At 70.5% G+C, this 13,011-nt stretch carries 8 protein-coding genes; 7 read left to right on the top strand and 1 reads right to left on the bottom strand.

Annotation, left to right across the window (positions count from 1 at the left end; genetic code table 11):
• The first annotated feature begins 94 nt into the window (after positions 1–94).
• From QM582_RS18950 to QM582_RS18930, 5 genes are all read left to right on the top strand, one after another.
• Entirely contained in the window at positions 95–1,825 is a 1,731-nt protein-coding gene (locus QM582_RS18950; RefSeq protein WP_415087062.1) for an ATP-binding cassette domain-containing protein, read from the top strand.
• 149 nt (positions 1,826–1,974) lie between these two features.
• On the top strand, positions 1,975–3,729 hold the full coding sequence (locus QM582_RS18945; protein ID WP_415087060.1) for an ABC transporter permease subunit: 1,755 nt from the start codon (positions 1,975–1,977) through the stop codon (positions 3,727–3,729).
• A complete protein-coding gene (locus QM582_RS18940) occupies positions 3,726–5,240 on the top strand; it encodes an ABC transporter substrate-binding protein (RefSeq protein ID WP_415087058.1) in 1,515 nt (504 codons plus the stop codon). Before QM582_RS18945 ends, QM582_RS18940 begins: the two co-directional genes overlap by 4 nt.
• Positions 5,241–5,249: 9 nt before the next feature.
• Positions 5,250–6,482: an MFS transporter gene (locus QM582_RS18935; RefSeq protein WP_415087056.1), complete on the top strand. Its 1,233-nt coding sequence runs from the start codon at positions 5,250–5,252 to the stop codon at positions 6,480–6,482.
• Positions 6,483–6,671: 189 nt separating this feature from the next.
• Complete coding sequence (locus QM582_RS18930; RefSeq protein WP_415087055.1) at positions 6,672–7,622, top strand: histidine phosphatase family protein; 951 nt, start codon at positions 6,672–6,674, stop codon at positions 7,620–7,622.
• Positions 7,623–8,274: 652 nt separating this feature from the next.
• Here the strand turns inward: QM582_RS18930 and QM582_RS18925 are convergent.
• On the bottom strand, positions 8,275–9,798 hold the full coding sequence (locus QM582_RS18925) for an ATP-dependent DNA ligase (RefSeq protein WP_415087053.1): 1,524 nt from the start codon (positions 9,796–9,798) through the stop codon (positions 8,275–8,277).
• 125 nt (positions 9,799–9,923) lie between these two features.
• Here QM582_RS18925 and QM582_RS18920 point away from each other — a divergent pair, with 125 nt between their 5' ends.
• Positions 9,924–10,859 carry a DNA-3-methyladenine glycosylase family protein gene (locus QM582_RS18920; RefSeq protein WP_415087051.1) on the top strand — a complete coding sequence of 312 codons (936 nt, stop codon included), beginning with the start codon at positions 9,924–9,926 and terminating at the stop codon, positions 10,857–10,859.
• Positions 10,860–11,015: 156 nt separating this feature from the next.
• On the top strand, positions 11,016–12,929 hold the full coding sequence (locus QM582_RS18915; protein WP_415087049.1) for a M3 family metallopeptidase: 1,914 nt from the start codon (positions 11,016–11,018) through the stop codon (positions 12,927–12,929).
• Positions 12,930–13,011 lie beyond the last annotated feature (82 nt).

Below are 13,011 nucleotides of genomic sequence, written 5' to 3'. Positions count from 1 at the left end.
CGCGTCCAGGGTGGGGTCAGGACGGGCTCGGCCAGCGGTGGGGCCGGCGAGCTTGGTCGCCGGCAAGTTGTCAACGACTCAGAATATAACGATAATGATCGTCATTATGTACGGAGACCACGCTGAACTTGCCGACGCGCCAACGCCGCACCGCACGGCCGACACCGCGTCGATCGGCCTCGAGGTCACCGATCTCACCATCGCCATCGGCGGACGCCCGCTCGTGAAGGGCGTCTCGTTTCAGGTGGAGACCGGTCAGCGGGTCTGCCTGCTCGGCGAGTCCGGATCGGGCAAGTCGCTCACCGCGGCGGCCGTGCTCGGACGACTCCCGGCCCATGCCGTCGCAGGGGGCAGCATCCGGGTGAACGGCATCGAGGTGCTGAACACGCCGTCGTCGAAGCGTCCGGACGAGGCGCGGGTGGCGATGGTGTTCCAGGACTCGGCGGTGGCGCTGAACCCGCTCGTCCGGATGCGGGAGCAACTCGTCGAACCGCTGCGACGACATCGCGGACTCTCCCGTGCGGACGCGTTGAGTGCCGCCGTCGAACTCGCGGACTCGGTCGGGCTGCCCGATCCGCAGCACGTCCTGAACCGTTTCTCGGGCGAGCTCTCCGGGGGACAGCGGCAGCGCGTGTGCATCGCCCTCGCGCTCGCCTGCACCACGCGGATGATGGTGGCCGACGAACCCACCTCGGCCCTGGACGTGGTGACGCAGAAGCGTGTGCTCGACGTGCTGCGCCGGTACACGGCGGGACGACAGACCCCGGCCTTGCTGTTCATCACCCACGACTTCGCCGTGGCGTCCGAGCTGTGCAGCCACGCCGTGGTGATGAAGGACGGCCGCACGCTCGAGCGGGGCGAGCTCGGGACGATCTTCTCGGCGCCCGAAAGTCCCTTCACCAGGGAGCTCATCCGGGCCGCGCGCGCGGCCACGATCGGCCCGCACCTCGACCGGCTCGCGCGGCAGGAGGCCGAGGTCGAGAACCTGCCGGACGCCGGCGTCGGGCCGGCGGGCAGTCCGTTCTACGACCTCGACGAGGTGAGCCGCGAGTACGGGGTGCCCCGCAAGAGCCTCTTCGACCGACCGCGCAAGCTGGTCGCGCTGCAGCCGACGAAGCTGCAGATCGCCCCCGGGGAACGGATCGGGATCGTCGGGGTGTCCGGCTCCGGGAAGACCACGATGCTGCGCCTGATGCTCGCGCTCGAAGCCGCCGACACCGGGGTGGTGCGGTGCGATTCGCGTGAGGTGGCACCGGCGAGCGTGCGGGAGTTGAAGTGGTACCGCCGCAAGGTCCAGTACGTTCCGCAGGACCCGGCGAGCACGCTGCACCCGCTGATGACCGTCGGTCAGTTGGTCGAGGAGCCCCTGGTGCGGCTCGGGGTGCCGGGCGACCACCGCGAGATGATCCGCGAGGCCTTGCAGGCGGTCAACCTCGACGACACATTCCTTTCCCGGCGCGCGAACGAGCTCTCCGGCGGGCAGGCGCAGCGCCTCGCGCTGGCTCGGGCCATCGCCACCCGTCCGGACTTCCTGTTGGCCGACGAGCCCGTGAGCGGCCTGGATCTGCCCATGCGCGAGCAGATCGTCGCGCTGTTGCGCCGCATCTCGGAAGAGCGCGGCACGGGCATCGCCGTGGTGTCGCACGACATCTCGATGATCGCGAGCCTGTGCGAGCGCACCGTCGTCATGCACGGCGGCGAGGTCGTGGAAGACCGGCCCACCGGCCGCGTCCTGCTCAGCCCCGCGCATCCACGCACCCGAGAACTCCTCGACGCGATCCCCGCGCTCTCGTTGCAGGACGAAGCCCAGCTGCTGACCGCCTGACGTCGGATCGCATCGCGAACCTTCGCCATGCCGCCTCGACGACCCGCCGCCACCTCGACCACCAGAAAGTGAGCCACATGGCACACCTGACACGGAAGCCTGCGCTGTCGGAGGCCTCGAGAAGCGCAGCCCTCGTCACCGTTTCCCGGGTGGTGACGATCGTCGCCGTGATCTTCCTGCTCAGCATCCTGCCCACCTTGTCGGGACGCGACGTCGCCGTTTCGATCTATCGCGCCCGATTCTCCGAGGGAGAGATCGCGCCTGAGGCGCTCGAGGCGATCCGGCGCGAGATCGGCGCCGATCAGAGCCCGCTGACGTCGTTCTTCGCCTGGCTGGGCAAGGCGCTGCGCGGTGACTTCGGCGAATCGTGGGTCACCCACAAGCCCGTCCTTCCCGACCTGATCACGGCGCTCGGCACGTCCCTGACGCTGATGTGCGCCTCGCTCGTCGTCGCGCTGATCCTGGCGGCGATCCTGACCGTCCCGACCTTCCGCCGGGGGCTGGCGGGCCGCTCGGACCGCACCGGAGGCGGGGCCGCGGCGGCCTTCACCGCACTGCCCGACTTCTTGCTCGCATCGGTGCTGCTCGTCGTCTTCGCCGTCTGGCTCCGTTGGTTGCCGCCGTACGGCTGGGCCGGCTGGAACTACCTGGTGCTGCCGGCGCTCTCGATGGGCCTGCCCGCCGGTGGCTACCTGGGACGGATGCTCTCGGACGCGCTCGCCGACACCTTCGCCGAGCGGTGGGTCGCGACCTGGCAGGTCGCCGGATACTCGAATACCCGGATCGTGTTCGCGGCGTTGCGCCGGACGCTGCCGAGCGTGGCCGCACCGATGTCGCTCTCCCTGGTGAGCATCACCGCGAGCGCGGTGGTGATCGAGAAGGTCTACTCGATCCCCGGCATCGGACGCACCACCCTGGGTGCCGCCCAGGCCCAGGATCTTCCGACGCTGCAGGGCGGCGTCCTGCTGCTGATGCTCCTCGCCGTCGCGTTCGGGATCGGCGTGCAGGTGATCCGCCGCGCACTGCTCGGGCCGGCCTTCCGCTCCAGCTCGCTGCCCGTGGCCGTGCCCAAGCCCCCGAGCTCGAGGTGGGCGCTGGTGCTGCCCGCGACGGTGCTCGCCCTGCTCGTCATCATGATTCTCGCCGGTCTGCCCCGCGACCCGTTCGCACTCGACTACACCCGCCTGCAGCCGCCGAGCCTGGACCTGCCCTTCGGCGCGGACGCGAACGGCCGCGACGTCCTCGGCCGCATCGCGCACGGCGCGCTGTCGACGCTGGGCATGGGCGTGATCGTGGCGGTGACCTGCCTCGGTCTCGGCCTGATCATCGGGCTCTTCCCGAACGTCAGCGCAGGCCCCATCGAGGTCACCAACGCCGCGCCACCGATCCTGGCCGGCCTGATCGTCGTCGCCATCACCGGCCCCTCGGGCATCGGCGCGGCGGTCGCCGTGGCCGTGGTGAGCTGGGCCCCGCTGGCCTCGCACACCGCCGCGCTGGTCGCCGAGGTCAAGGCGCAGCCGCATGTGCGGATCGCTCCCGTGCTCGGTGTCGGGAAGGCCCGGATCACCTTCCGCTACGTCCTCCCGGGCGTCGTCGGCCCCGTGTTCCGGCACGCCTGCCTGCGGTTGCCGGGAATCACCCTGGCACTCGCCACCCTCGGTTTCCTCGGGCTCGGCCCGCAGCCGCCGGCGTCCGACTGGGGGCTGGTGCTCGCCGAGGGCATGCCGTACGTCGAACGAGCGCCGCTCGTCGTGCTGGTGCCGGCGGGTGCCCTGATCCTGCTCTCGGTGCTGGCCGTATCGCTCTCCAGCCTGAACTTCGACCTGCGCCGAAGGAACCGCTCACACCCCGCCGACGAAGTAGTCACCGACCAACCCGTAGAAATGGAAAGGCAGATGGCATGAACAAACGACTCCGGAGGGGATCCGCGGGCCTGCTCGCGATCGCCGCAGCCGGCGCCCTGGCGCTGAGCGGTTGCGCGGGCGAGCCGGCGAAGGGTGCCACGAAAGGGGCGGACGGCCGGATCAAGGTCGCCTTCATGCAGCCACCGAAAGCGGCGATGCACCCGTACAGCGACGACGCGTTCAAGTACTCACGCCTGAGCGCCGCCGAATCGCTCGTCCGTCTCGACGAGAACGCCAGCCCGACACCCCTGCTGGCCACCGCCTGGAAGCGCGACGGCGACCTGAAATGGATCTTCACGCTGCGCAGCGGTGTGACCTTCCAGGACGGCACCCCGTTCAACGCGGAAGCGGTGAAGAACACCATCGACCACGCCAGTGCGTCCCAGACGCCGCCGCGCGCGCTCAAGGGCGTCAAGCTCTCGGCCAAGGTCACCGGCGAGAACGAGGTCACCATCACCTCCGACATTCCCGACGCCATGCTGCCCAACCGCCTGGCCAGCCCGCAGTTCTCGATCTTCTCCCGGGCCGCCTACGGCACGGCGGACGGCAGCGTGAAGACCATCGGCACGAGCACCGGTCCGTTCAAGCTCACCGAGATCAACGGCAGCAGCACGCTCAAGCTGGACCGCTACGACGGCTACTGGGGTGACAAGGCGGTCGCGGCGGGCATCGACGCCTCCTTCGTGCCCGACGGCACCGCCCGCGCCGCAGCGATCCGCTCGGGCGAGGCGGACGTCGCCGAGACCATTCCGATCTCTCAGGTGAGCCTGCTCGACCCGAAGGCGGTCAACGAGGTGTTCATGCCCCGCACCACGCACATCGCGCTCAACACCAAGAAGGGGCCGTTCGCCGACCCGGCGGTCCGCGCTGCGGCACGGGCCGCGATCGACCAGAAGGCGATCGCCGCCACCATCTACGAAGGACACGCCGACCCCGCCACCGGCATCCTCGGCCCGGCCCTGCCCTGGGCCGCCGAACTGCGCGGCACTATCGCGTCGACCGCTTCGCCCGCGACGGTGAACGGGACGGCGATCACCCTCGCCACCTACACCGACCGGGCCGAGAACCCCGAGATCGCGGTGCAGGTGCAGGCCCAGCTCGAGGCCGCCGGCTTCAAGGTGAAGCAGGACGTGCGTGAGTACGCGAACCTGGAGAAGGAGATGCTGAACGGCGACTTCGACGCCGTGGTGGTCTCCCGCAACACCATGATCGACACCGGTGACCCGTTGTCGGCACTGATGCAGGACTTCAGCTGCGACGGCGGAAACAACATCTCGCAGCTCTGCGACAAGGCGATCGACAAGATCTTCACCGACGGACTCGGCTACGAGCCCGGGGAGAAGCGCCAGCAGGCCACCATGGCCGCCGAGGCGGCCGTGCTGCAGCACACCGCGACCATCCCGATCACCCACGAGCGGGTCATCCAGGGTGAACTCGGCACGTGGGTGGGTCTCGAACGCGACCCGTTCGAGCGCCGTCTGATCACGGAGCACACCAAGCCCGCCGGCTGAAGGGCCTGAGTGCAGGTCGAAGACTCCGCCGGACGGGACGGTCGCCGGCACCCGCACACGGCTGCGCTGCTGGGCGCCCAACTGCTGTTCAACGTCGGGTTCTACGCGGTCGTCCCGTTCCTGGCGATCGTGCTGACCGACAGCTTCGCGCTGGGCGGCACGGCGGTCGGCCTGGTGTTGGGCGTCCGGACGTTCACCCAGCAGGGGCTGTTCCTGGTCGGCGGCACGCTGGCCGACCGCTTCGGTGCCCGGACGATCATCCTGCTCGGCTGTGGCGTCCGGACCGCCGGCTTCCTCGGCCTGGCCGGATCGCTGTGGACGCCGTCGCCCCAGCTGTGGCTGTTCATCATCGGAACCGTGCTCACCGGGCTGGGTGGCGCACTGTTCTCGCCCGGGCTGAACACGCTGATCGCCGCGGCCGAGTCGCGCCGCGGGACGGCCGCCGGACGCGCGACCCTGTTCGCCTGGCTCGGCGTCACCGGTGAACTCGGCGCCATCGTCGGGCCGCTGGCCGGCAGCGCCCTGCTGGGCTGGGGATTCGAGGTGGTGGCGGCGTCCGGCGCGGTGTTCTTCGTCGGGATCGGCGGCTTCCTGTGGTGGGTGCTGCCCCCTGCCGCGGCCCCGGAGCCGTGCCCCGGAGACTCCTGCCGGGTGCGGGCCTGGGCGCTACGGGACCGCCGATTCGCCGGCTTCGCGGCCCTGCATGCCGTCGACCTGCTCGCCTACAACCAGCTGTACCTCACCCTGCCGCTGGAACTGCGCCGCGTGGACGGCGGCTCGGCCCTGGTCGGGGCGATGTTCGCCTGGGCGTCGGTGCTGACCCTGGCCCTGCAACTACCGCTGGCCAGGTGGGGTGCCCGGGTCGGCCCGCGGGTGGCGCTGTCGGTGGGCTATTCCGCGGGCGCGTCGGGGTTCGCCGTTCTGGCCGTCTCGGCCGCCGCCGGGCCGGGCCATTCGCCGGCCCTGCACGCCGTGGCGGCCGCGGTCACCCTGCTCATGATCGGACAGCTGCTCGCCAACCCGACCGCCCTGAGCCTGGTGCCCAGGTTGGCGGGCGCCCGTCCGACCGGCTCGTACTACGGCCTGCTGGCCACCTGCGGCGGCACCATGGTGCTGCTCGGCAACCTCATCGCGGGGGCACTCTTCGGCCCCGACCAGCAACCGTCGGTCTGGACCTGGACCTTCCTGGCTGTGCTCCCGGCGATGTCCGCCGTCCTCGTCCCGCGCATTCTCCGCCACTGAGCATTCAGGGACGGTTCGGTTCACGTCCGGACAGTCGGGGACCGGTGAGCTTCGCCGACCGGGACCGGGTGCGCGCCGGGCGCGGCCGTGGTGCAGCATCCGGGCGGGCGTTTGCGCACGAATCCTGAGAACCCCTAGGTTTTTGCCACCCGGGCAACCTCCAGCACCGGCTATGTCAAAGGAGACAGGATGAACCGAACCACCCCTCGCGTCGCGATCGCCGCTGCGATGGCCCTCAGCGCCACCGCGTTGTGCGGCACCGCGTCCGCGTCCAGTGCGGTCCCGCAGCACCGGGCCGCCGCGCAGCAGCACAAGGCTGTCGCCGCGACCAAGGCCGCGCAGCCCGACCGTAAGAAGGCGAAGGCCCCCACCGTCACCATCTACCTGACCCGGCACGGCCAGACCATCCTCAACACACTGGAGCGGGTGCAGGGCTGGATCGACTCGCCGCTGGTCGTCGGCACGAACCCGGACGGCTCCGTGCTCGACGCCCGCACCCTGCCGCTCACCGTCGGCAAGAACCTGCGCGCCCGGGAGGGCAAATTCGACGCGGCCTACTCGGCCGACATGAAGCGTCACCACGAGACCGCGAGCTACCTGCTCAAGGGTGCCCGGCAGAAGCTGACCGTCAAGCACGACGCCAAGCTCCGCGAGGTCAACTTCGGCAAGTACGAGGGTGCCGAGAACAAGGAGATGTGGACCGACATCGTCGAGGACCTCGGCTACAAGGTCAACCATGACGCCGCGGCGACCGCACCGGTGGATTCCACCGGCCAGAACGGCGGCTGGCAGACCATGCAGGCGCTGGCGGTCAACGAGAAGGGCGTCAAGGCACTGATGGCGTCGATGAAGGGGCTTGCCGAGACCCGTTCGGAGACCGGCGTCCGGTTCCCCGCCGAGGACTGCAACGACGTCAGCAAGCGGATGATGAGCTCGCTGAACAGCATCGCCAAGAAGGCCGTGAAGAACCACGACAAGAAGGTGCTGGTGGTCTCCAGCGGCCTGTCCATCACCTGCGCCATCGACTCTCTCGGCACCACGGTGAACGCCGGCATCTCCAACGTCGCGGTCAGCAAGCTCACCTACTCCAAGGGTGTCTGGACGGTGAAGTCGGTCGGCGACATCAGCTACCGGCAGTGACCCCGGTCGTCGGTTCGTAGCGGCCGACTTCCCGATGAGCCCCGCAGCGTGCGCTGTGGGGCTCATCTGTGTCGGGTGTCGGACGCGGGATGTTGGTGGCCGGGTGCGGGTGCCGGGCGATGCGATCGCGCGACCGACCACTGCTGGCAGGAACCGCCACTGCTTTCTGGAGATATCCCGAAAGTAGTGCTCGATGCTGAAACCTGTGGTTGATCGCGCGATCGGAGAGGGAGGCGGAGGGAGAGAGCTTGTCCCGATGGCCGTCAGGGAGGCGGCGGGTCAGTAGGCGTCCGAGCAGATGACCGGCAAATGGTCAGATGGCCAGGCGGATGACCGCAACGGAGTTGAAGGCGACCCTGGTACGAACGGGGGTGGCTCATCCGCCACGGGTGGATCGATGCGATCGCGCGATCGACCACTGCTGGCAGGAACCGCCACTGCTCTCTGGACATATCCCGAAAGCAGTGCTCGATTCCCGAAACCTGTGGTTGATCGCGCGATCGGAGAGGGACGCCGGAGGGGACGGTTGCCCCATGGTCGAGGACCGAAGCGAGGGACGCCGGAGGGGATGGTCGCCCCGTGGTCGAGGATCGAAGCGAGGGACGCCGGAGGGGACGGCCGCCCCATGGGCGGTGATCGAAGCGAGGGACGCTCAGATCCCGGCGAACCGGCGCACCGTCTCGATGGTGTCGGCCTCGGCAGCGGTCTTGTCGTCGCGGTAGCGCAACACCCGGGCGAACCGCAGCGCCAGCCCGCCCGGGTACCGGGTGGAGCGCTGCAGCCCGTCGAAGGCGATCTCGACGACCTGCTCGGGCCGCAGGTACACCGTCCAGTCGTCCCGGTGGTCCTCCAGGGCGAGGAAGCGTTCGGTCTGCCAGGCCAGCATGGCGTCGGTCATGCCCTTGAAGGTCTTGCCCAGCATCACGAACCCACCGCTGGCCGGGTCGCGGGCACCCAGGTGGATGTTCGACAGCCAGCCGTGCCGGCGTCCGGACCCCCACTCGACCGCCAGCACCACCAGGTCGAGGGTGTGCACCGGTTTCACCTTCACCCAGGACGAGCCGCGGCGTCCGGCCTCGTAGGGAGCGTCGAGCGCCTTCAGCACCACGCCCTCGTGGCCGGCGGCCAGCACCGTGGCGGCGAACTGCTCGGCAGTGGCCGGGTCGTCGGTGACGATTCGCGCCACCCGGGCCGGCTCGGGCACCAACGCCGCCAGCCGAGCCACCCGGTCCCGCGCCGGCAGGTCGAGCAGTTCCTCGTCGTCCAGGGCGAGCAGGTCGAAGAAGTAGGGGGTCATCGGCGTCCGGCCGCGCGACGCCTCGGCGTCGCCGCTCATCGAGCGCGCCACGGTCTCCTGGAACGGACGCGGACGCCCGTCGGCGCTCAGCGCGAGTGCCTCGCCGTCCAGGATCAGCCGGCCGGCGGGCAGCGCCGCGACCGCCTCCACCACGTCCGGCAGCCGGTCGGTGACGTCGTCCAGGCTTCGGGTGAAGACCCGGATGTCGTCGCCGTCGCGGTGCACCTGGATGCGGATGCCGTCCAGCTTGGCTTCGACCGCCACCGCTCCACCCAAACCTGACATGGCCTCGGCCACCGACTTCGCGCTGGCCGCCAGCATCGGCCGGACGGGGCGTCCGACCACCAGCCCGATCCGGGCCACGGCATCGGCGCCCTCGGTGAGTGCGGCCACCGCCACCGGCGGCGTGGCGCCGGCCAGCATCACCGCGCGCCGGACCTCGGACGCGGGCAGCCCGGACGCCTTGACCAGCGCGTCGACCATGACGCCGTCGAGGGCTCCCTGCCTGGTCTCGCCGGTGATCAGGCCGGCCAGCCAGCGCTGTTCGTCGGCGGTGGCGCGACCCATCAAGGTATCGAGGCGTTGCTTCCGGGCGGTCTGCGAGCCGGGACCGGAGAGCTCGGCCAACTCGGCGAAAGCGGCGTCCACCTCGATCACCGTCAACGACGGCTCCTCGGCGGGTGGCACGGTGGCGCGGGCCGAGCGCCAGCCCACCCCGGTGCGGCGCTGCCGCAACGCCCCGGAGAGATAGCTGGTGACGATCTCGATCTCGTCGGGTGCCGCCCGCTGCAGCGCCTCGGCGATCGCGGCCACCTTGGCGAGCCGCGACCGAGTGGCGGCCACCTGCGCGGAGGTGGTGACGAGATCGGCCAGCAACATGGCGACCATTGTGCAGTGACCCGCCGACAGATTCGCGACCTCGGTGGTCGACCTTGTCGAGACCGGGGATCTCGACAAGCTCGATCAGCGAACGGCTACGCTCGGCCATCGAGCACAGGAGGGCCATGACGATCGTCCCCGGGGTCGCGGCACCGCTGACCCGCGCGTGGCGTCCGTCCTGGCCCTGCCCGGTGGGGGAGATCTGGACGCACTGGCGCCGAGGCTCCGGCGACCCCACCTACCGCATCGATCAGGGGCGGCACTGGCGCGGCATCCGCACCCCGACCGGTCCGGCGACGCTGGCCGTCCGGGCGTTGGACGGTGACGGCGTCGTCCATGCCGAAGCCTGGGGCGACGGCGCCGAATGGGTGCTGGACCGGCTGCCGTCCATGCTGGGCGCCGACGACGACCCGACCGGCTTCGTGCCGCGGCATCCGGAACTTGGCCAGGTGCTCCACGAGCATCCGCACTGGCGGCTGGGCCGGGGCGGGCTGGTCTGGCAGGCGTTGCTGCCGGCGGTGATCGAACAGAAGGTGACCGGGCAGGAGGCCTTCGGCGGCTTCCGTCGGCTGGTCCACTTCTACGGCGAGCGGGCCCCGGGCCCGGGCGCCGCGCTGCGGCTGTGGGTGCCGCCCGGGCCGGACGTGGTGCGCCGGATCCCGTCCTGGGAGTGGCTCAAGCTGCACATCGACCCGGCCCGCTCCCGCACCCTGCTGCGCTGCGCCCAGGTCGCGGACGCCCTGGAACGCACCCTCGACGTCGCCCCGGAGGAGGCCGATCGGCGGCTCCGGTCGCTGCCCGGCATCGGGGTGTGGACGTCGGCCGAAGTTCGATTCCGGGCCCATGGGGACGCCGACGCGGTCAGCTTCGGCGACTACCACATCCCGAACGAGATCGGTCACGCGCTGCTCGGTCACGACCTGGACGATGCCGGGCTGGCCGAGCTGCTGGAGCCGTACCGGCCGCACCGGCACCGGGTGCAGGCCCTGCTCGGCATGCGGCGGTGGCGGGAACGGCGCGGTCCCCGGCTGGCGCCGCGCCGTCATCTGCCGGTCCGATAAGAAGCGCCGATCGATCGGGCTGCTGGTTGAGCTACGTCGAAACCCGTTGTCAGAGAGGTCTCGACAGGCTCGACCAACGAGATCCGGGAAGCTCTGGGCGCATCGGCCTCGCCGTGGCTTTGAAGACTGTCGGAGCGAGCCCGTAGGGTGCCCGGCATGGCCCTGACAGCACTCGAATTGCCCGCCGACGACTGGCTCACCTGGCTCGACGAGCGGGCGTCCGCCCAACTGGATGCGGCCCAGGAAAAGGTCGGCGAACTGGTCGCTGCCGAGCCGGGCAGCCCGCGCATCCTGACGCTGTGGAACGACGCCGCGATCGGCCTGCGCAACGCGGCCGCGGTGGCGGGGCTGCTGTCCTCGGTGCACCCGGACGCCGCGGTGATGGAGCGCGCCGAGGCGATCGAGGTGGAGGTGCAGAAGTACTCCACCGACCTGCATCTCGACCCGGAGGTGTTCCGGGCGCTCAGTTCGGTCGCTCCCGACGGCCTGGACGCCGATGCGCGGCGGATGCTCGGAAAGGCGCTGCGCGACTTCCGGCGCTCCGGCGTCGACCGGGGCGACGACGTCCGCGACCAGGTCCGTGAGCTGGAGGCCCGGCTCACCGACCTGGGTCAGTCGTTCTCCCGCAACATCCGCGACGGACGCCGCGAGGACCGGGTGCCGGCGGCAGCGCTGGCCGGCCTGCCCGCCGACTTCGTCGAATCGCATCCGGCCGACGCCGACGGGCTGGTCACCATCTCGACCGACTATCCCGACGTGCTGCCATTCCTGGCCTTCTCCACCGACGCCGCCGCCCGGCGCGCGGTGGCGACCACGTTCTTCAACCTGGCCTGGCCCGACAACGACGCGGTGCTCGCCGAGCTGCTGCGCACCCGCCACGAACTGGCCACCCTGCTCGGCTACGCCGGTTGGCCCGACTACGACGCCGAGGTCAAGATGATCGGCTCCGCCGACGCCATCGGCACGTTCATCGACACGGTCAGCGCGGCGGCGGGGCCGGCCGGCGAGCGGGAGATCGGCGTCCTGGCCGAGCGCGCGGCCGCTGACGGCGAAACCGTCATCGACGCCGCCAACTGGCGGTACTACCACGAGCTGATCAAGCGGGAGCAGTACGGCGTCGATGCCCACGAGGTGCGCCGCTACTTCGATTTCGGCAAGGTGCACGACGGCCTGCTGCGCATCACCGGTGAGCTGTTCGGCTTGCGGTACACCCGGGTCGAGGCCGAGCGGGCACATCCCTGGCACCCGGACGTGACCAGCTACGACGTCGCCTTCGCGTCCGACAGCCGGCCGATCGGACGGATCCACCTCGACCTGCACCCGCGCGAACGCAAGTACAACCACGCCGCACAGTTCGAACTGGTCGCCGGGGTGCGTGACCGGCAGCTGCCCGAGGGCGTGCTGGTCTGCAATTTCCCGCGCGGGCTGATGGAGCACCGCGACGTGGTCACCCTGTTCCACGAGTTCGGGCACCTGGTCCACCACCTGCTCGGCGGCGACCAGGCCTGGATCCGGTTCTCCGGGGTGGCCACCGAGTGGGACTTCGTCGAGGCGCCCAGCCAGCTGCTGGAGGAGTGGGCCTGGGACGCCGCGGTGCTGCGCTCGTTCGCCACCGACGCCGAGGGGGCGCCGATCCCGGTCGAGCTGGTGGAGCGGATGCGGGCGGCGGAGGAGTTCGGCAAGGGCTTCCTGGCTCGCACCCAGATGTTCTACGCGGCGCTGGCCTACCGCTTCCACCTGGAGCGTCCCGCCGACCCGACCGCCCGGATGCTGCAGCTGTACCGGCAGTACCACCTGGTGAAGCCGCTGCCCGACACGCACTTCTACGCCGGCTTCGGGCATCTGGCGGGCTACACGTCCGGCTACTACACCTACATGTGGAGCCTGGTCATCGCCAAGGACCTGTTCAGTGCCTTCGATCCCGGCAACCTGCTCGATCCTGGGGTGGCGGCCCGCTACCGCGACGCGGTGCTGGCTCCCGGTGGCAGCAAGGACGCCGCCGAGCTGGTCGCCGACTTCCTCGGACGCCCCTACGACACCGACGCGTTCGAGGCCTGGCTGAACCGCTGAGGCCGTTCCCCCGGGAGGGCGTCCGACCTGCTGCCCTCCTTCCGCTCGCCTAACTATTCGGGGCTCGCTGAGTTCAGCGAGC

The organism is Micropruina sp., assembly GCF_047607385.1.
GTDB lineage: Bacteria > Actinomycetota > Actinomycetes > Propionibacteriales > Propionibacteriaceae > Micropruina.
This window is presented reverse-complemented; position numbering and strand designations above follow the sequence as displayed.